General features: G+C 29.3%; 21 protein-coding genes. All 21 read left to right on the top strand.

Annotated features, from left to right (window positions below; all coding sequences use genetic code 11):
• Nucleotides 1-142 precede the first annotated feature (142 nt).
• The gene (locus tag BSF42_RS06645; RefSeq protein WP_095952317.1) at nucleotides 143-1,429 is read left to right on the top strand and encodes an ABC transporter ATP-binding protein; all 1,287 of its coding nucleotides are present in this window, start codon (nucleotides 143-145) and stop codon (nucleotides 1,427-1,429) included.
• 2 nt (nucleotides 1,430-1,431) lie between these two features.
• Nucleotides 1,432-2,205 (top strand): bifunctional 2-polyprenyl-6-hydroxyphenol methylase/3-demethylubiquinol 3-O-methyltransferase UbiG, encoded by a 774-nt coding sequence (locus BSF42_RS06640; protein ID WP_095952316.1) that lies wholly within the window; start codon nucleotides 1,432-1,434, stop codon nucleotides 2,203-2,205.
• A 119-nt stretch (nucleotides 2,206-2,324) separates the two neighbouring features.
• Nucleotides 2,325-3,155 (top strand): glycosyltransferase, encoded by an 831-nt coding sequence (locus tag BSF42_RS06635; protein ID WP_095952315.1) that lies wholly within the window; start codon nucleotides 2,325-2,327, stop codon nucleotides 3,153-3,155.
• 3 nt (nucleotides 3,156-3,158) lie between these two features.
• Nucleotides 3,159-4,148, top strand: a complete 990-nt coding sequence (locus BSF42_RS06630) for a glycosyltransferase family 2 protein (protein WP_095952314.1) — start codon at nucleotides 3,159-3,161, stop codon at nucleotides 4,146-4,148.
• Complete coding sequence (locus BSF42_RS06625; protein ID WP_095952313.1) at nucleotides 4,145-4,981, top strand: glycosyltransferase; 837 nt, start codon at nucleotides 4,145-4,147, stop codon at nucleotides 4,979-4,981. Before BSF42_RS06630 ends, BSF42_RS06625 begins: the two co-directional genes overlap by 4 nt.
• 51 nt (nucleotides 4,982-5,032) lie before the next feature.
• Nucleotides 5,033-5,956 (top strand): glycosyltransferase family 2 protein, encoded by a 924-nt coding sequence (locus tag BSF42_RS06620; RefSeq protein WP_095952312.1) that lies wholly within the window; start codon nucleotides 5,033-5,035, stop codon nucleotides 5,954-5,956.
• Nucleotides 5,953-6,912 carry a glycosyltransferase family 2 protein gene (locus BSF42_RS06615; protein WP_095952311.1) on the top strand — a complete coding sequence of 320 codons (960 nt, stop codon included), beginning with the start codon at nucleotides 5,953-5,955 and terminating at the stop codon, nucleotides 6,910-6,912. Before BSF42_RS06620 ends, BSF42_RS06615 begins: the two co-directional genes overlap by 4 nt.
• Nucleotides 6,913-7,758, top strand: a complete 846-nt coding sequence (locus tag BSF42_RS06610; RefSeq protein WP_095952310.1) for a glycosyltransferase family 2 protein — start codon at nucleotides 6,913-6,915, stop codon at nucleotides 7,756-7,758. It begins immediately after the preceding gene.
• 18 nt (nucleotides 7,759-7,776) lie between these two features.
• Nucleotides 7,777-8,478 (top strand): hypothetical protein, encoded by a 702-nt coding sequence (locus BSF42_RS06605; protein ID WP_095952309.1) that lies wholly within the window; start codon nucleotides 7,777-7,779, stop codon nucleotides 8,476-8,478.
• Nucleotides 8,475-9,401 (top strand): polysaccharide biosynthesis protein, encoded by a 927-nt coding sequence (locus BSF42_RS06600; RefSeq protein WP_095952308.1) that lies wholly within the window; start codon nucleotides 8,475-8,477, stop codon nucleotides 9,399-9,401. Before BSF42_RS06605 ends, BSF42_RS06600 begins: the two co-directional genes overlap by 4 nt.
• Nucleotides 9,402-9,425: 24 nt before the next feature.
• Nucleotides 9,426-10,436, top strand: coding sequence for a glycosyltransferase (locus tag BSF42_RS06595; protein ID WP_095952307.1), 1,011 nt, complete (start codon nucleotides 9,426-9,428; stop codon nucleotides 10,434-10,436).
• Entirely contained in the window at nucleotides 10,437-11,360 is a 924-nt protein-coding gene (locus tag BSF42_RS06590; RefSeq protein ID WP_253251000.1) for a glycosyltransferase family 2 protein, read from the top strand.
• Nucleotides 11,361-11,371: 11 nt separating this feature from the next.
• Nucleotides 11,372-12,040, top strand: coding sequence for a cytidylyltransferase domain-containing protein (locus tag BSF42_RS06585; RefSeq protein WP_095952306.1), 669 nt, complete (start codon nucleotides 11,372-11,374; stop codon nucleotides 12,038-12,040).
• A gap of 15 nt (nucleotides 12,041-12,055) precedes the next feature.
• Nucleotides 12,056-13,096 carry an N-acetylneuraminate synthase gene (neuB, locus tag BSF42_RS06580; protein ID WP_095952305.1) on the top strand — a complete coding sequence of 347 codons (1,041 nt, stop codon included), beginning with the start codon at nucleotides 12,056-12,058 and terminating at the stop codon, nucleotides 13,094-13,096.
• 10 nt (nucleotides 13,097-13,106) lie between these two features.
• Nucleotides 13,107-14,228, top strand: coding sequence for a UDP-N-acetylglucosamine 2-epimerase (gene neuC, locus BSF42_RS06575; RefSeq protein ID WP_095952304.1), 1,122 nt, complete (start codon nucleotides 13,107-13,109; stop codon nucleotides 14,226-14,228).
• 1 nt (nucleotide 14,229) lies between these two features.
• Nucleotides 14,230-15,129 carry an alpha-1,2-fucosyltransferase gene (locus BSF42_RS06570; RefSeq protein WP_172426648.1) on the top strand — a complete coding sequence of 300 codons (900 nt, stop codon included), beginning with the start codon at nucleotides 14,230-14,232 and terminating at the stop codon, nucleotides 15,127-15,129.
• Between the two features lie 14 nt (nucleotides 15,130-15,143).
• Nucleotides 15,144-16,535, top strand: coding sequence for a UDP-glycosyltransferase (locus BSF42_RS06565; protein WP_095952302.1), 1,392 nt, complete (start codon nucleotides 15,144-15,146; stop codon nucleotides 16,533-16,535).
• 41 nt (nucleotides 16,536-16,576) lie between these two features.
• Nucleotides 16,577-18,010 carry an MBOAT family protein gene (locus BSF42_RS06560; RefSeq protein ID WP_095952301.1) on the top strand — a complete coding sequence of 478 codons (1,434 nt, stop codon included), beginning with the start codon at nucleotides 16,577-16,579 and terminating at the stop codon, nucleotides 18,008-18,010.
• On the top strand, nucleotides 18,010-18,891 hold the full coding sequence (locus BSF42_RS06555) for a hypothetical protein (RefSeq protein ID WP_095952300.1): 882 nt from the start codon (nucleotides 18,010-18,012) through the stop codon (nucleotides 18,889-18,891). Before BSF42_RS06560 ends, BSF42_RS06555 begins: the two co-directional genes overlap by 1 nt.
• A gap of 239 nt (nucleotides 18,892-19,130) precedes the next feature.
• Nucleotides 19,131-19,805, top strand: a complete 675-nt coding sequence (locus tag BSF42_RS06550; RefSeq protein WP_371615272.1) for a hypothetical protein — start codon at nucleotides 19,131-19,133, stop codon at nucleotides 19,803-19,805.
• A complete protein-coding gene (locus BSF42_RS06545) occupies nucleotides 19,802-20,959 on the top strand; it encodes a glycosyltransferase family 4 protein (RefSeq protein ID WP_095952298.1) in 1,158 nt (385 codons plus the stop codon). The genes BSF42_RS06550 and BSF42_RS06545 overlap by 4 nt, the downstream gene beginning before the upstream one ends.
• Nucleotides 20,960-21,045: the final 86 nt, after the last annotated feature.

The following is a 21,045-nucleotide window of genomic DNA, read 5'->3' as shown; positions in this document are numbered from 1 at the left end:
TTGAAAATTAAGAATCTAAGTGAATTGAGTACTAAATTGTTGAAAAAATAATAGAAAAATAATAAAATTACAGAATAATGATCCTCTAACTAATTGGTTTAGTTACTTTTTAGATTATTTTATTTGTAATCCTGCATTCGAAATGAAAGACATTATATTAAAAGCCGAAAATATTTCAAAACAATATCGCCTTGGGCAGGTAGGGACAGGTACAATAAGCCATGATCTTAATCGTTGGTGGCATCAAATTCGAGGTAAAGAAAACCCATATTTAAAAATTGGTGAAGCAAATGATCGCTCTACTAAAGGAACATCAGACTACGTTTGGGCATTACAGGATATAAATTTTGAGGTTGAACGCGGCGAAGTTTTAGGTATAATTGGAAAAAATGGCGCAGGAAAATCGACACTTTTAAAAATACTTTCAAAAGTAACGGCTCCAACAACAGGAAGTATAAAATCTCGTGGGCGTATAGCATCCTTATTAGAAGTTGGTACAGGATTTAATGGTGAGATGACCGGCCGAGAAAATATCTTTCTAAATGGTGCTATTTTAGGAATGACCAAAAAAGAAATTACCTCAAAATTGAATGAAATTATTGAATTTTCAGGCTGTGAAAGATATATTGATACTCCAGTAAAAAGATACAGTTCGGGAATGACTGTACGCTTGGCATTTGCAGTTGCTGCTTTTTTAGAACCAGAAATTTTAGTTATCGATGAGGTTTTGGCAGTTGGAGATGCAGAATTTCAAAAGAAAGCTATTGGAAAAATGAAGTCCATTTCAAAAGGAGAAGGGCGTACTGTGTTGTTTGTAAGTCATAATATGCCAGCTGTAAAAAGTCTATGTACAAGAGGACTTGTTTTAGAACATGGAAAAGTTGTTTTTGATGGAGAAATTGACGAATCAGTTGATTATTATCTATCTACTAATCAAATTTTTAATGATGATAAATTAATTAAAAAAGGGTATTTCAGTTTTGATAATCATCCAAATAAGAAAGTAAAAGATTTTGGAATTTTAAGTGTTGAGATTTTTTGTAATTCGAAAAAAACAAGTACAATTGTAACTGGCTCAAATGTTGACTTTAAGTTTAGGTATAAATTAAAATCGCAATTTAGAGAAGCAGTTTTAGGAATAGTTATAAAAGATCCTGATGAAGTTGAAATAGTAGGTATAAATAATAGAAATACTGGAGACAAAATAAATATAGATTCATTAGATGGAGAAATTATTTTGAATTTTCCTGTATTTAGGATTATAAAATCTAAAACGTATTCTGTTGATATCTATTTTGGAGATGAAGAAAATAACATTGATACTATTATTGAGGCATTTAGCTTTAATGTTCTGAGTTCTTTTAATGAAAAAAAACAAATTCAAGAAAAGCTAAATTATTTTTACGATTCAGAAATTAATTTTTATTAGATATGAATGTTAAAAATATTAAATATGTTCATGAAGATCATGTTCATAATTTCAAAGCTGCTGAAATTGCAGTCCCTTATATTGTAAAATTATTAAAACCTAAATCTGTAGTTGATGTAGGTTGTGGAATTGGAACTTGGTTGAAAGTATTTCAAGACTACAATATAGATAAAATTATCGGCATTGATGGGCACTATGTTGACAAACAAAAGTTAAAGATTGATGAATCTAAATTTATAGAGCATGATCTCGAAAAAGAATTTTCTTCTGATGAGAAATATGATTTAGCAATTTCTTTAGAAGTAGCTGAACACTTAAGTGTGGAAAGTGCTTCAATTTTTATTATTAGTCTTTCAAAATTAAGTGATACAATAGTTTTTTCAGCTGCGATTCCTCATCAGGGAGGGCAAAATCATTTAAATGAACAACCGCCACAATTTTGGATTGATATTTTTGAAGATTTGGGTTTTAAATTGTATGACATTTTTAGACCTATCTTTTGGGATGATAATAATATCGATGCATGGTATAGACAAAACATGATGTTGTTTACGAAGGATTCAAGCTTATTCAAAGAACTTGATTTGTTAGATAATTTTAGAGGAAAACATATTGTTCATCCACAATTGCAACATTACAAAGCGAACGATTTAATATTCTTAAAAAATCAAGTAAACAGAATAAATGAAGGGAAAAGAAATGGACGATTTTATTTTAGATTAATAGGTAAATATTTAAAACGTAAATTAAATAAAATTTTGATTTTGCACTTATAGTTATCATAGTTGCTTTTTTATTAATCAATTTGTCCAACAAAATTTGTTTTTATGCCATCCTTTAATTTTTTAAATCAATTCGTAAATAATTATCAGTTAAATTAAACTATAAATAATTAATGATTCCAAAATTAAGTATAATTACACCCTGTTATAATTCTGAAGCGACTTTAGAAGCAACCTTAGAATCTGTTTTAAATCAAGATTTTCAAGATTGGGAGCTAATCATTGTAAATGATGGCTCAACTGATAGTACAGAAGAAATTGCGTTAAAGTATGTGCTTAAAGATAATAGGTTTAAATATTATTTTAAAGAAAATGGAGGTTTAGGAAAGGCAAGGAACTACGGAATAACAAGAGCTGAGGGAGAATTTATTCTTCCGTTAGATTCAGATAACCAATTGTCTAAAAGTTTTATAAGGAATGCTATTAAAGTTTTTAAAAATGACTTAAGCATTGGAGTTGTATATGGATATGCAGAATATTTTGGGGAAAGAGAAGGGTTGTGGAAAGTAGATGATTTCAATTTACATAAAATGCTGGTTCACAATTATATTGATGCTTGCGCTGTCTTCAAGAAAGAATTATGGAAAAAGGCTGGTGGTTACGATGAAAATATGCCATATCAAGGCCATGAAGATTGGGAGTTTTGGATTGCTTTAAGTAATGTAGGTGCTGTTTTCTTTAATTTGCATGAAATTACTTTTAAGTATTATGTTTCAAACAAATCAATGATTCGTTCATTTTCAGACAATATGGTGTTTTTAAACCAAGATTATATTGTAAAAAAACACAGTAAATTATTTCATAGTGAATATGTGAATATTATTTCATTAATAGAAACTCAGAAGAAAGAACAACTACTGAAATTAAAAAGTAAAAAATTTGTTATAGATGCCTTCTGCAATACATTTTTTGGATTTACTTTATTTAAAAATTTTAAAAAGTAGAGGATGAATTCTAATTTTCCTTTAATTTCTGTAATTGTTCCAAACTACAATCATGAAAATTATCTTAGGCTGCGTTTAGATTCTATTTTTAATCAAACGTATCAAAATTTTGAGGTGATTTTACTCGACGACTGCAGTACAGATGGCAGTAGAAATATTTTATCTGAGTATGCCGAAAAACCGCAAGTAAAGTATTGTGTTTTTAATGATAAAAATTCAGGAAATACTTTTAGGCAGTGGAAGAAAGGAATTGACTTGTCTGCAGGAGATTTTATATGGATAGCAGAATCAGATGATTTTTGTGATATTTATCTTCTAGAAAGAGTTGTTAAACCATTAATAAATGATAACAAAGTAGTTTTATCTTACTGTCAGTCAAATAAGGTAGATGAAAATAATAATAAAATAGGAAATTGGATTGAACACACCAATTCTTTAGATAAAGAGAATTTTAAAAAGGATTTTATAATAGAGGGTGATGCTTTTATTGAGAAATATTTAATTCATGTGAATGTTATTCCGAATGCCAGTGCGGTGTTATTAAGAAAAAAAAATCTGTTTCTTTCGGCAGATTTATTAACAAGTAATGATCTGAGAACATGTGGAGACTGGATAGTTTACGTTCAACAAATTATTGGTTTTAAAGTTGCTTTTACTGCTGATTCTCTTAATAATTTTAGATATCATTCTAATAGTGTGATTGCGAAGACAGTAAAGTCTGATGAGAAAACCTTAATTGTTGATATAAATCTTAAGATGCGAAAAGCAATATTTTCAATTCTAAGAATCAAAAGACCTTCAAATTATGAGATAGTTTTTTCCAAAAACAAATCAATAATTAAGTTTTTAAAATATGAAAAAGGTTTACTTCTAATACGAAGTAGTCAAAAACTGAAGGGAATGTTTATTTTAATTAGTGTCTTAGATGAATTTATAAAAAGATATAAATTTAGAAAGAACTTAAAATTAAAATTAAAGAAGCTGGGTTTATGATTTCGATAATTATTTGTTCTAGAACTCCTGAAATATCTGCTAGTTTGCTGTACAACATACAAAAAACTATTGGTGTAGATTATGAATTAATTGTTATCGATAATTCAGAAAACAACTATTCAATTTTTGAAGCGTATAATATTGGGTTTAGTAAAAGTAAAAACGGAATTGTTTGTTTTATTCATGATGATATAAATATGCTTACTCAAAATTGGGGTCAGGTTTTAATTGAAATTTTTGATAAAAATAATGATGTAGGTTTAGTTGGTGTAGGTGGCGCAAAAAGCAAAACTAAAATGCCATCAGCTTGGTGGAATTGTGGTGAAAATGATAGGTGTATAAATATTAAACAATATTTTAACGGACAAAAAGTTCATTGGCACACAGGATTTGATAAGACTAATTTGCAGGAAGTTGTAACGATTGATGGCGTCTTTATGGCCACAAGAAAAACAAATTCGATCTTATTTAATACTAAATTAAAAGGATTTCATAATTATGATTTAAACCTATCATTTGAATACCTTAAAAATGGCTATAAAATTGTAGTTACAAACGAAATTTTATTAGAACATTATTCTATAGGAACAATTAATAAAGATTGGTTCCTGTCATCTATTTTTTTTTATGATTTGTATAAAGATATATTACCTCAATCAATATCAGAGAATAATAATCTAAAATATCATGAATTTAAAAATGGAAAATTTTTTGTAACCAAATTATTTGAATATGGTTTAAAAAAACAAGCTGTTTACTTTTGGTTTAAATTGATTTTGTTAAAACCTTTTAGCAAGTTTCACTTTCAAACTTTAATTCAAATTTTAAAATAGTAAATTCTGTTATATTAATCAACTACTGATGCAATATTCAAAACATATAAAATGAATAGAAGAGAGCAGATATCTCCTTTAGTATCCATTATTATTCCAACTTTTAATAGAGAAAATCTAATAAAGGAAACCTTGCAGTCTATAGTGTCGCAAACCTACACAAATTGGGAATGTATTATTGTAGATGATGGGTCTACAGATAATACTGTACTTATTGTCAAAGAATTTATTAAAGATGATGCACGTTTTTTATTTTATTCATTAGAACATAAGGGAGTAAGTTTTGCTCGCAATCATGCGTTAAGTAAAATTTCAGGGGAGTTTATTCAATTTTTGGACTCCGATGATATATTACATGAAGACAAATTAAAAGAATCTTTAGAAACATTAGCAGGTAAGGAAGTAAAGTCTAAAATAGTCATTTCAAATTTTATGATGTTTAGAGGTGATTTAAAAAATATTGAAGCACCTTTTTGCAAACTTTCACCAACGCTATTTACTTTTGAAAAAGTTTTATACGATTGGGATTTTGAGTTTAATATCCCGATTCACTGTGGATTTTTTCATAAAAGCAACTTTGAAAATTTTAGATTTCAATCTGAGTTAGGCGCAAAAGAAGACTGGATAATGTGGCTGAAAATTTTTAAAAACAAACCACAAGTGCATTTTCTAGATTTACCCTTAGCGTATTACAGATATCATGAAAAAAATATGACTAAAGATTTTGCTCATATGAAAAGTAATTTCTTTTATTCTTTTCCAATTTTAAAATCAATATTGCTTGAAGAAGATTTTGAAAAGTTTTTAATTTTTTTAATTGAAAAATATTACCAGCAGTCCAGAGAAAAAACATTGGAAGTAAAAAAATATAAAAACTCAGGATCTTATAAGTTAGGATATAAAATAAAGAAGATTCTTTTAAATTTACATTTACTTTCATTTGGGAATTGGATGCTTAAAAAAGTAAAAAAATGATAGCTATAGTAATTCCATACTATAAACTTGAGTTTTTTGAAACTACACTGCGATCCTTAAAAAAACAAACAGATAAAAGATTTAAAGTTTACATAGGAAACGATGCAAGTCCTGAAGACCCGCTATTCACATTGCAAGAATTTGAAAATGATTTTCAGTTTGCGTATCATCATTTTAAAGAAAATATAGGAGGAATTTCGTTAGTAAAACAATGGGAGCGCTGTATAAATCTAGTTGAGAGCGAAGAATGGATAATGATTCTAGGAGATGATGATGTTTTAGAAACTAATGTTATAGAAGCTTTTTATAATCACCAAGACGAAATTAAAAATCACAATATTAATGTTGTTCGATTTGCTACAACAGTAATAAATGAAAAAGATGAAGCCCTTTCTGGAAAATATGAACATCCCGTTTTAGAAACTGGAGCAGCGTTTTTGACTAGAAAGTTTTCTAAAAAAACAAGAAGTTCACTAGGCGAATATTTATTTAAGAAAGAAGTTGTAAAAAAAATAAAATTTAAAGATCTTCCTCTAGCGTGGCATTCTGATGATCTGGCGGTATTAGAATTTTCTACACCAAATTTTATTTACTCAATTAATGAAGCGCAGTCTTTGATACGTGTTTCGAGTTTTAGTATAACAGGAGATTCGAGTTCAAACGATCGAAAAAACTGGGCAACTTTCGAATTTTGCAACATCTTGTTTACTCAATATCGCTCGTTATTTACAAAGCATCAGAAGACAATAATTCTAAAGAAACTTGAAATTGCTTTTTTAAATATACCTTCACTAAAAACATATAAAGTCTTAATAATATCTCATTTTAAACAAATTGGATTTTGGTCGGCAGTAAAATTTCAATTGCGTTTAATAAAATATCGTATAATTTTGATCCTGAAAAAACTCAAAATTTTTAATGCTGTAAATTCAGTGTATGCCAAAATTAGCAAATAAATGAAAAACTTTTTTTTAGTTATTCCAACAAGAGACAGATTAGAATGCGTATCTAATTTACTTTTAGATTTAAATGCTTTCCAAGATTCTATTTCTCAAGTTATCATTGTAGATCAGAGTCAGACAGATATTCAACAGGATATTGATAAACTACCGCTGCATTATCAATTTACTTTTGTAAAAAATAACAGAGAGAATTCAGTAAATCATTCTCGAAATCGGGCACTAGATTATTATCAAAACGAAGAGTGGTTATTTTTTCTTGATGACGATTTGAGAATTCCAAGGATCGCATTTGAACAAATAATAGAGGTTTTAAAACCCAATATAGTAGACGTTCTAATTCCAGGAATTCAGTTTGAAGGAATGGAAACAAAAGAGTTTAAATATAATACGATATTAGATACTATTTCAAAACCTGGTAATTTTTCAAAATCACGTTTTAGACTACAAGTATGTTCCGGTTTGAATATTGTGAAAAGAGATGTGTTCAAAGAAGCTGGTTTCTTGTTTGACGAAAATTTTACAATTTGGGGAGATGATTGGGATTACGGAATGCGTCTGCTTCAAGCGGGAGCAAATATTTATTTTCAGCCAAAAATTCTAGTCGAGCATTTGCATGTTTCAGCTGGCGGGCAGAGAGATAAGCAAAAATCAGTTAACGTCGAATTAGAAAAAGAAAAGTTATATTTCTACTTTTACAAAAAACATTTTTCTAATACTGTTTTAAAACAACAATTCTATTTAAGAGTAATTGAAGGAATCAAAATAATGCTGCAAACAGGAAAGATTTCAAAATTAAAAAATGGCATTAAAGGTTATAGATTAAGTAAATTAATGAAATAATATTTTTCAATTCTATAGATGAGAATAGCAATTACGGGTGAAAAAGGTTTTATAGGGATACATTTGACTAATTATTTTAGGAACATTCTAAAATATGAAGTCATTGAGCTTGGAAGAGATTACTTGGATGAGCTTCCTAAAGTAAAAGAATTAGACTGGCTAATACATGGTGCATTTATTCATAGGCATCCAGATCTCAATGTACTTCTTGAGCTGAATAGAAAGCTTACGAATGATACAATAAAATGTTTAACAGTTAACAACCTTAAATGTAATATTGCTTTTTTATCTTCTTTGCAGGAGGAATTAGATAACCCATATGGTCAAGCTAAGAAAGAAGCCAAAAAGACTTTAAATCAATATTGTTCTTTTATTAATAAAGAATTTGTATCGTTTAAGCTTCCTAATATTTTTGGGATGTATGCAGTTCCTAATAAAACTTCTTTTGTTGCAACATTTTGTTATAATCTCCATAACGAATTATCAATAAATTTTAATGCCAACAAAATTAAACTGGCTAGTATTAATGATGTAGTACCAATAGTAGCTAATTTGCAAGAGAGTGAAATTTTGCATCAAGAAACTACAGTAGAGGAGGTATATAAGTTATTGCAGTATTTTGATGAGATGAAACGAAACCATAAATTTCCAGAATTAAATAGCAAGTTTGAATGGAACTTATATGAAACTTATTTAAGTTATACTAATTATAAAATATGAGATTATTTATTACGGGTGGAGCTGGTTATCTCGGAAGAGAAATAGTTAAAAGTTTTTACGATAAAGCTGAAATAACTATTTATAGTAGAGATGAGGCTAAGCATTATTATTTAAAGAAGCAATTTCCAAAAATTAACTGTATAATAGGAGATGTCTCAGATTTTAGATTGATGAATAAAGCGGCTAAAAATCACGATCATGGTATTTTCGCAGCATCTTTAAAACAAATTGAAGCCGTTGATCAAAATGTTGAGGTAGCATTAAGAACAATAGTTAATGGAGCAATTAACTCCAGAAACGTTGCTGAAGAGAATGATTTTAAAGCAGCATCTTTTATATCTTCTGATAAAAGCAGAGCAGCGACGACATTATATGGTGCAATGAAATTTATAGGTGGCGAATCTTTCATTGTAGATGCCGAGAGGTCGAATGTTAATCTTACTACAGCTATTTATGGAAATGTTTTAAATTCGACCGGTAGTATTATTCCGTTAATATTAGATTCTATTAAAAACAAGTACGAGTTAAAATTGTACTCAAAAGAAATGACCCGTTTTATGATTGATGTGGAGGAAGCGGTTAATTTAATACATAATTCATTTGAGTTTACAGGCTTTAATATTATTCCCAACATCCCTAGTTTTAAGGTTTTAGATCTTTTTGAAATTTACAAAGAAGAATTTGGCTTAAAATTTACAATTGGTGTACCAAGAATCTCAGAAAAAATACACGAGATTATGATTGCAAAAGAAGAAACCCCAAGAACATATTTAGATGAAAAACTAAATTTATACATGATGCATTATAAAAATATTTATGATAATTCAAATGTGAACTTTGAGGAATTCTCGAGCAATAATGTTGTAGTATCAAAAGAAAAATTATTTGAAAAATTGAAAGAAAATAATTTTTTCAAATTTTAATTTTTAAGTTGAAAAGTAAAAATTATGAGAATAGGGGATAATCCTAATAAAGAAGTTGATCAGGAACAATCGTTCTACAAACACCAGATAATAGTTCCGGTATATATTCCCAATGAAGAGGGATATTTTTCAGATGCACTAAAAATTCTAAAAATTTGCTTGAATTCTTTATTCAACACCATACATGATAGAACTTTTATTACGATTGTAAATAACGGAAGCTGCGGTAATGTTGTAAAATATCTCAACGAACTTTTTGAAGAGAATAAAATTAAAGAATTAATACATACTGATAATATAGGTAAAATTAACGCTGTTTTTAAAGGACTTTCGGGCAATAATATAGAATTAGTAACCGTCACTGATGCAGATGTAATGTTTCTTTCGAACTGGCAGACAGAAACAATAAAAGTTTTTTCTGAAATACCTAAAGCAGGTGTAGTTGGAATTGTTCCTCAGTTTAATATGTACAAAAGATATTGTGGAAATGTGTTGTTTGATAATTTATTTAATAAAAAATTAAAATTTATTCCAGTAAAAAATCCACAATCAATGATTCATTTTTATGATAGTATTGGATGGGACAGAAACTATAATCAAGATTATTTGAAGTTTGGATTAGGACTTAATTATGGTAAAGTAAATTGTTTTGTTGGTTCAGGGCATTTTGTTGCAACTTATAAAAAAGAAGTTTTTAAAGAACTACTCTCATTTATAGGAGGCAGAAAAGCAGCAGGAATTGGTGAAGATTATATTGACAATAAACCATTAAAAAAAGGGTATTGGAGATTGACAACCGATGATAACTATGCGTTCCATATGGGTAACGTATACGAGAAATGGATGGAAAACATTCCCCAAAAAGTAATACAAACTGATCATTTAAACTTGAACTTTATAAAACATAAAGAACTAAGCGCTTTTAATTATTTTATTAAGAATAAGTTTTTTACCAAATTAATTGCTGTAAAACCTATTTCGAGATTGTTTTTAAAATGGAAGAAACTGCCAAAAGAAATGATTAAAAAGTACTAAATGAGCATGAATATAATTACTTTTTCAATTCTTATAGCTACCAAAAATCGTAAGGATGATTTGATTTTAACGCTCACCCAAATAAATTCTTTGTTAGAAAAAGAAGATATAGAATGTGTGGTAATTGATGATGGATCTACTGATGGTACTTTTGAAAAAATTAAAAATTTATTTCCATTAATTAAAATTCAACGAAATGAAATTTCGAGAGGATACCTTTACTGCAGGAATAAAATGCTTAATGAAACACAAGCAGAATTTGCAATTTCCCTAGATGACGATGCCAATTTTATTACTGAAAATCCGTTACAGCTGATTTTTGAACATTTTGAGGCAAACAAGAATTGCGGTTTAATTGCATTACGTATTTTTTGGGGATTAAAACAACCCGTCGGAATCACTTCTACAGAAGATGTACAAAGAGTAAAAGGATTTGTTGGTTGCGGTCATGTATGGAGAATAAATGCTTGGAAAGACATCCCTAATTATCCGGAATGGTTTGAGTTTTATGGCGAGGAAGATTTTTCAGCAATGCAATTATTCAAAAAAAAATGGCAAATACATTATTTACCGCAAGTTTTAATTCATCACAGAGCCGACTTAAAATCGCGAAAAAAACACGCAGATTACACCATTAGACTGCGAAGATCTTTGAGAGCCGGATGGGTACTATATTTTTTATTTTTGCCAATAAAATTAATTCCTAGAAAGATGGCTTACTCTATTTGGATGCAATTAAAACTAAAAGTTTTTAAGGGTGATTTTAACGCTCTTAAAGCTTTAATTTTAGCAGGATTTGATTTGATTGGTTTTATCCCGAATATAATAAAAAACAGGAATAAATTTTCAGATCAGGAATTTTCAGAATTTAAACAATTGGAAAATACTAAAATTTATTGGCAGCCGGAAGATAACATTATTTAACTTTAAGTGAAGTGAAAAACATTGCAATAATTCCCGCCCGAGGAGGATCAAAAAGATTACCGCAAAAGAATATAAAATTAATTGACGGAATTCCTTTATTGGCATTTAGCATATTATTTGCAAAGGCAAATCATAAAATTATTGATGAAATTTATGTCTCAACAGATGATGAAAAAATAAGTCAAATAGCTTTAGAATATGGCGCAAAAGTCATTGAAAGACCAGAAGCTATTTCGGGCGATTATGAACCGACAGTTTCAGCATTAAAACATGTCTTGGAAACTATTGATTTAAATGTTGAAAACGTAATTTTATTACAGCCAACAAATCCTATTCGTCCCGAAAATTTATTAAAAGAAGCTTTTGAAATTTATAAAAAACAAAATAGAAATAGTTTGTTTACAGTTTCAAAAAATCATAAAAAGTTTGGAAAAATAGATAACCAAAAATTTATTGCATATAATTATCAAATTGGACAGAGAAGTCAAGATCTTGAGCCTCTTTATTTTGAAAATGGACTACTTTACATTACAAAAGCAGGATTAATTCTTGAAGATACAATTATTTCAGACGATGCATTTCCATTCGAAATCGATCATATTTTTGCCAGCGTAGACATTGATACACAAGAGGATTTTGATTACGCTGAGTATTTATACAATAAACATATAAAACATTAATAGAGTACGTACTTTATGAAACCATATATAGAAATAGCCGGAAGAAAAATTGGACAGGACTTTCCACCTTTAGTCATTGCAGAAATAGGAATTAATCATGAAGGTTCCTTAGATGTTGCTAAAGAAATGGTTGATGCTGCATATAGGGCTGGAGTTGAGGTAGTAAAACATCAAACCCATATTGTAGAAGATGAGATGAGCGGAGCGGCAAAAAAAGTAATTCCTGGTAATGCAGATGTCTCCATATATGAAATTATGGAACGTTGTTCTTTAAATGAAGCAGACGAATTAGAACTTAAAAATTATGTGGAAAGTAAGGGAATGATTTTTATTTCAACCCCATTTTCTCGTGCTGCAGCAAATCGTTTACAAAAATTTGATATTCCAGCTTATAAAATTGGATCTGGTGAGTGCAACAACTATCCACTGCTGGAACATATTGCCTCTCTTGGCAAACCAGTTATTTTAAGTACTGGTATGAATACAATTGAAAGCGTTAAAAAAGCAGTTGCTGTTTTTGATAAGCATAATGTCCCAGTAGCGCTTTTACATACTACTAATTTATATCCAACCCCAATTCACTTAGTTCGTTTTGGAGCAATGCTAGAATTGCATCAAGCTTTTCCAGATAAAATTTTCGGACTTAGTGATCACACTTTAAATAATAATGCTTGCTTAGGAGCAGTTGCTTTGGGAGCAAGTATTTTAGAAAGGCATTTTACAGATCATATGCAGCGAACAGGTCCAGACATTGTTTGCAGTATGGACGAAAAAGCATGTCAGGAATTAATTGAATCTGCTGCTGAAATAGCTTTGATGAGAGGCGGGACGAAACAACCTGCACAAGAAGAACAGGTAACGATTGATTTTGCATTTGCAACTGTTTGCGCAATAGCTCCAATAAAGAAAGGGGAGATTTTAACAAAAGAAAATATTTGGGTAAAGCGCCCAGGAACAGGAAAAATATTAGCAGAACATTTTAATGATTTAATTGGAAAAACTGCGGTAAGGGCTATCGAAAATGATGAACAATTAGATTTCCCCGATTTCGAATAAATCAAGTTAAATGAAAAAAATTCTTTTTCTTACTGGTACCCGAGCTGATTTTGGTAAAATAAAATCGCTGATTCAAACATTAGAAAAACAAGAACAATTTGAAGTCTTTGTTTTTGTAACCGGTATGCATTTACAAGAGGTTTATGGTTATACATTGATAGAAATTGAGCGATGTAATTTTAAAAATGTATTTACTTTTGAAAATCACACGCATGAAACTACTATGGATTTGACGCTTGCAAAAACTATAGAAGGATTATCCAGTTATTGCAAAAATATACAGCCAGATATGATTGTTGTACATGGAGACCGCGTTGAAACTCTAGCAGGGGCAATTGTAGGCTCTCTAAATAATATTTTGGTAGCACATATCGAGGGAGGAGAAATTTCGGGTACAGTAGACGAATTAATTCGTCACAGTGTTAGTAAGTTAAGTCATATTCATTTTGTTTCAAATGATCAAGCAGCGAAGAGACTTCTTCAAATGGGAGAAGTAGAAGATTCTATTTTTACTATTGGTTCTCCAGATATTGATATTATGTTTTCAGATCAACTGCCAGACTTGGAAACGGCAAAAGAATACTATAAAATTGATTTTGAAAAATATGCCATAGTAATGTTTCATCCTGTAACTACCGAAGTCAAAGAGATGGAAAAGTATGCGAAGAATTTTGTAAACTCTCTTCTAGAGGATACCCACAATTATGTCGTGATTTTTCCTAATAATGATTTAGGAACGCAGTATATTCTTGAAGCATATAAAGAATTAAATGGAAATTCAAGATTTAGAGTATTTCCTTCTTTACGGTTTGAATATTTTTTAACGCTTTTAAAAAACAGCCAATTTATTATTGGTAACAGCAGTGCAGGAATTCGTGAAGCACCTTATTATGGTATTCCGATAATAAATATTGGAACCAGACAGCAAAACAGATCGATTCACGCAGACATAATAAGTACAGATTATACAGAAGAAGGAATTAAACAGGCACTTGCCATAATAGATTTACATAAAATACAGACAATAAATGATGACTTTGGACAAGGAAATAGTAATCAATTATTTTTAGAATGTCTTCAAAAAAAAGATGTATGGCAGCTCAATCATCAAAAACAATTTAGAGATATTTGACATGATTACATTCTCTAAACTTGGTACCAAAGGAAATCTTGGAAATCAATTATTTCAAATTGCTTCAACTATTGGCCTTGCTGAAAAATACGGACATAAATATGGTTTTCCGAATTGGAGTTATTCTAAATATTTTAGAAATCAAATTCCTTTTTTACACAATGATCACAGCTTTGAAATTGTAAGAGAGAAAGAATTTAACTATTATGAATGGAATTTAGAAAATGGTAATTATGACATCGTAGGATGGCTTCAATCTGAGAAATATTTCAATATAGAAAAAACAAAAGAAATTTTTCAATTTGAAGATTTTAAAAATGATGTATACCTTAAATATAATTTCCTATTTTCAAAAAAAACGATTTTAGTTTCGGTAAGACGGGGTGATTTTGTAAAAAACCCACATTTTTATCAATTATCACATTCGTATTATTTAAAAGCAATAATAGAAAATTTTCCTGATTGGAAAGAACGCAATATAATTTTCACAAGTGATGATATAGCATATTGTAAGTATCATTTTTCATTTTTAAAAAACAGTCATTTTTTAGATAGTTTGTCAGCAATTGAACAATTAGCTTTTGGAACAAAATGTGATGATTATGTTATTAGTAATTCAACCTTCTCATGGTGGATAGCATGGCTGGGAGAAAAAGAGAACTCGAAAGTAATCAGGCCTATAAAGAATCTTAGAGGAGATTTTGCAAAAATAAATAATGATGTTGATTATTTTCCAAAAAGATGGATTAGTTTTGACGACAAAAACTACAATCTTAGAAATGAGTATTGGTGGTTTAGGATAAAGGGCTTTGTTTATGAGTTTTTAGTTGGAAGCCAAATAAAATTTAGAAAGAGAAAGAATAAAATCAAGAAAAAAATAAAGAAATATATCCTTAAATAAAGATTCAAAGTTAAATGCCACAAAAGAAAATATTTATTTTACTGCCAGATGGAGTTGGACTTAGAAATTTCGCTTTCTCTAATTTTTATCAATTAGGCATTGATCTTGATTTTAATATTGTCTATTGGAATAACACCCCATTTAATTTAACAGCTCTTGGTTTTAACGAAATTAAAATTAAAAATGCTAAATCAAATCCTTTAGCAGATAGTTACAAAAATGCTCGTAAACATATTGAGCTTAATTTAAGTATTAAAGCTGAAAATGATAAAGTATATGATACTTATCTTTTTCCCTTTTCATACAAAAAAATAAAGCCGGCAATAAAAAGTTTAGCTGCACAGTTTTTAATCGCGACTTATTCTTCTCAAAAAGGGTTGGATAAAATTTGCGAAAAAATTAAAAAACTGGAGCAAAACACAAGTTATTACCAACATTGTTTAGAGACTTTAAAAGTCGAAAAGCCTAATTTGGTTTTCTGTACCAATCAGCGTCCCGTTTTAGCAATAGCGCCGTTATTAGCAGCACAAAAACTCGGGATTCCAACGGCCACTTTTATTTTTTCATGGGATAACCTGCCAAAGGCTACAATGGTCGTAGAAACAGATTTTTATTTTGTTTGGAGTCAGTACATGAAAAAAGAGCTTTTGCATTATTATCCAAATATAAGTGAAGATAAGATTTTTATAACGGGAACACCGCAATTTGAAAGTCATTTTGATGATCAAAAGTTAGTAACAAGAACCGTGTTTTTTGAAAAATATAATCTGGATTTTAATAAGAAATATATTTGCTATTCCGGCGATGATTTTACCACTTGTCCAGATGATCCACAGTATTTATCTGATGTTGCAGATGCGGTAAGGGACATGAATAATGAAGGAAACTTTATTGGAATTATTTTTAGACGCTGCCCAGTAGATTTTTCTGATAGATATGATTTAGTTCTTGAAAAGAATAAAGATATCATTACATCAATTGCACCCATATGGGAAAAAATAGGTGATGGATGGAATACAATTTTGCCATCAAAAGAAGACCTTGAATTGCAAATTAATACAATCAGGCATACAGAAATGGTGGTAAATCTTGGTTCCTCGATGGTATTTGATTATGCGGCACATAAAAAGCCATGTGCTTTTATAAATTATGATGTACCAAATAAGGTTGATAAAAATTGGTCGGTTTCGAAAATATACAACTATGTTCATTTTCGTTCTATGCCAAATAAAAAAGCTGTTTTATGGTTGAATACAGCTAGTGAAATAAAAGAGAAAATTAGACAAGGTTTAGAGCAGCCCGAAGAAACAGTTCTAAATGCTCAAAAATGGTTTGAAATCATAAATCAACACCCTCCACAAGATATTTCTACCCGAATTTGGAAAGCTGTTAAATCAATAGTTTAATTAATTTGTGAATTTATTTTGGATTAAATTTTTAAAATAATATGTTTTTTAACTCCTTAGCATTTGCTATTTTTTTACCAATAGTCTTTTTTCTGTATTGGTTCGTTTTCAACAAAAATAAAAGCACTCAAAATGCTTTGCTTATTATTGCCAGTTATTATTTTTATTCCTGCTGGGATTGGAGATTTTTATTTCTATTAGTATTCTCTACATTTTTAGATTATTTTACTGGAATCCAAATCGAAAAAAGTAGTTCAGAGAAAGGACGAAAATTTTGGTTTTGGCTTAGTATTATAGTCAATTTAGGATTTTTAGGAATCTTCAAATACTATAATTTCTTTGCGGCATCTTTTGCAGAAATGTTTACTGCTTTTGGATTTAAAGCAAGTCCGATTTTATTGAGAGTAATTCTTCCTGTAGGTATTTCATTTTATACATTCCACGGATTATCATATGTGATTGATATTTATTACAAAAGAATAAAAGCAGAATACAATTTTGTAGATTATTCTTTATTTGTAAGTTATTTTCCACTTTTAGTGGCAGGGCCAATAGAACGGGCCACTCATTTATTGCCTCAGGTGAAAGTAAAACGAGAATTTAATCTTGAAAAAGCCAAAGAAGGAGTTTATCAGATTATATGGGGATTAGTTAAAAAAATTGTCATTGCTGATACCTGTGCCGTTTATGCAAACGCAATTTTTGATCATTATCCTTCCATGAATTCTTTTTCCTTAATCTTAGGCGCTGTATATTTTGCTTTTCAAATTTATGGAGACTTTTCGGGTTATTCAGACATCGCGCTTGGGGTTTCTAAATTGTTTGGTTTAGACTTATTACGAAACTTCAACTACCCTTATTTTTCAAGAGACATTGCTGAGTTCTGGAGACGCTGGCATATTTCGCTTTCCTCTTGGTTTAGGGATTATTTATATATTCCGCTTGGCGGTAGTAAAGGCGGCCTTTGGATGAAAATTAGAAATACATTTATCATTTTTGTAGTCAGCGGATTTTGGCATGGTGCCAATTGGACTTACATTGTATGGGGATTTATAAATGCGGTTTATTTTCTTCCATTACTACTTTCAAATAGTAATAGAAATAATATGGATTCCATTGTACTAAAATGGAATTTCGATTCAGTAAAAGTACTCTTCAGTATACTAACTACTTTTATGTTAACCTGCGTCGCATGGGTTTTCTTTAGAGCAAGGACTATTACAGATGCCTTTTTATATTTAAAAAGAATTTTTACCAATAAAGACTTTGCTTTTCAATATCTAGATAACGAAAGATATAACTATGAATTAGTTTTAATGATAGGTTTGTTTGTATTGGTTGAATGGAATAACCGAACTAAAGTTCAACCTCTTTCAGGCAGAGGAAGCATGTTAAAAATAGCATTGGCAATTTTAGCCATTATTGCATTCGGAACTTATTCTGATTATAAAGAATTTATATATTTTCAATTTTAATGAAGACGTTTTTACTCTATATATTTAAAATTTTTCTAGTAATAATTTTATTAGCAGTTCTTTTAGACGGCGTTTATACTTATGTATTTATGCAGTCTAGAAACAGAGGGAAAATTGAAAACGTCGTAAATTCAAATATCCAAAAATATGATGTTGTCATTTTAGGTTCTTCAAGAGCAAATAATCATTTTGTTTCTAAGATGTTTGAAGATAAAGGTTTAAAAACTTTTAATTACGGAATGAGCGGAGGCCATTTATATGAAGCTTCTCTTATGTTAAAATTAATGATTGAAAGAAAATACGAAATCAAAAACGTAATTCTAGAAGCCGATTTGAATCTTTCTAATGATCAAGAATCGGAAGGCGTTTCGGCAAAGTTTTTACCCTACATTCATTCTTCGGAAGTGATAAAAAGACATTTTTCTACAGAGGAAAATTTTAAAGAACTATATTATATACCATTTTATAGATATCTTAAGTTTGATTCTAAAATTGGTTTTAGAGAAATTTATAAAATAACCAAAGGAGAAAAGACAAATGCATTAGATAATTTGGGATATTATCCGTTAGAGAAACACAAAAATGGAAATATGAAAAACAATATTGTTAATCTAAATCCATTGCCTCATAATAAATATTACGAGGAGATTAAGAATATTTGTAAAAAAAACAATATCAATTTTATTGCTATAATGACACCAATGTGTGAAAATGTTGTGGGAATGAATTATTTTGATAAAGTTAAAAAAGCATATCCAGAAATTCACAATTATGAAAATAGTGTAATCGAAAACAAATATTTTTCTTCCTGCGGGCATATGACAGATTATGGGGCTAAAATATTTACAGCTAAAATTTTAAGAGACTTTTTTAATAAATAAAATAAGAGCTTTCCTTTAAAGAAAGTTCGTTCTGAGAAATGAGAAAATTTCTTCTTTACATAGTAAGCATCTTTATTTTAACATTTCTTATAGCAGCTATACTGGACAAAGTTTATTCGTTTGCGTTCCTGCATTCGAACCAAAGAGATAAAATAGGATATATTTATAACTCAGAACCAAAAGAATATGATGTCGTTATATTAGGATCGTCGAGAGCTAATAATCATTTTGTTACCCAAATGTTTACAGACAAAGGTTTAAAAACCTTTAATTTTGGAATGCAGGGTTCTAAATTATTTGAATCAGATCTGATTTTGAAATTGCTTCTAGAGAAAAAAAATAAAATAAAAAACGTGATAATTGATGTCGACGTTACATTAAAATCTGAAAAAAAATCCGATGGCACTTCTTTAAAATTTTTGCCATATTTATATAGCTCAAATGTAGTTAAAGAACAATTTGAAAGTGTAGATAATTTTAATTCCCTATATTATATTCCTTTCTACAGGTACTTAAAATACGATACAAAAATTGGTTTTAGAGAAATGTTTTTTTATGGAATAAATAAAAAAGGCAAAGTACAAGACAATGGTGGATATAACGCATTGCCAGATAATAATGGAAATTTAGAAGGAGAGGTATTAAATTTTTCTCCTAAAAAAAATAAATACTACGAAGAAATTAAAAGAGTTTGTAAATTAAACAATATTAACCTCATTGCAGTAATGACACCTATGTGTGACAAGGCTGTAGATAATAATTATTTCAAAAAAGTAAATCTTTTATATCCAGAGATTTATAATTATGAAGATGTTGTAAAGGATGAGAAATACTTTTCGTCTTGCGGTCATTTAAATGATGCCGGAGCACAAGTTTTTACGCAAAAAATTATAAAAGACTTTTTTACTAAATGAATATAGGATTTTTAACCCCAGAGTTTCCACACGAAAAAATTGCACATGCTGCAGGCATTGGCACTAGTGTGAAAAATCTAGCAGGAGCTTTGTCTAAAAAGGGCTGTAAAATAACCATTTTTGTTTATGGACAGAAAACTCAGGAAGTAATTTCAGAAAATGGTATCAATATTCATTTAATAGAAAATAAAAAATATAATTTTTTTGGCTGGTACTTTCATAGAAAATACATTCAAAATTACTGTAATTCAGTTATAGAAAAAGACAAAATTGCTGTTCTCGAAGCTCCAGACTGGACTGGAATTACAGCTTTTATGAAATTTAGAATTCCGCTGGTAATTCGTTTTCACGGAAGTGATGCTTATTTTTGCCATTTAGAAAACAGGCAACAAAAGATAAAAAATTTCTGGTTTGAAAAATTAGCAATTAATCAAGCAGATGCATTTATATCGCCGACAAAATTTGCTGGAGAACTTACAAAAAATCTGTTTAAAATAAAAAAACAGGAAATAAGAACAATTCATAATGGTATAGATCTTTCGAATTTTGAAAATGCTGTTCCAGAACAATTTGAAAAGAACTTAATCTTGTATATTGGTACTTTAATTAGAAAAAAAGGAGTTTTAGAATTGCCAGAAATTTTTAATAAAGTGCGTAATGATTTTCCAGATGCCAAATTAGTTTTAATTGGAGGGGATTCATTTGATATAAAAACAGGCTCAAAATCGACTTGGGAGTTAATGAAAAACTCTTTTAAAAAGGAAGATTTAAAATATGTTTCTTACCTGGGTAAAATTCCATACCATGAGATTCAAAATTACCTCATAAAAGCAAATGTATGCGTATTTCCTACTTTTGCAGAAACATTAGGAATGGTAACTTTAGAATCTATGGCTATGCAAAAAGCAGTAGTGAATAGTAATATTGGCTGGTCAAAGGAACTTATTGTTGATGAAGAAAGCGGTTTTTTGGTTCATCCTTCAAATCATGATTTATATGGAGATAGAATTAAAGAATTGTTTGAGGATGATTTATTAACTCTGCAAATTGGTAGAGCAGCCAGAAAACGAATGGAAGAAAAATTTGATATTAATAATCTTGTATCTGAAAATATTAGATTTTATCAAAATATTATAAATTCAAAAAAAAAATAAAGTGATAATTGTTTATCATCAAAATAATAAAATTGTTGAGATTAAGACTGAAGACAGCAATACTTTTGTTTTTGAAAAAAAAAGTA

This window comes from Flavobacterium sp. ACN6 (assembly GCF_002304005.1).
GTDB lineage: Bacteria > Bacteroidota > Bacteroidia > Flavobacteriales > Flavobacteriaceae > Flavobacterium.
Note: the sequence above shows the minus strand (reverse complement) of the source record. Positions and strands in the feature narration are given on the sequence as shown.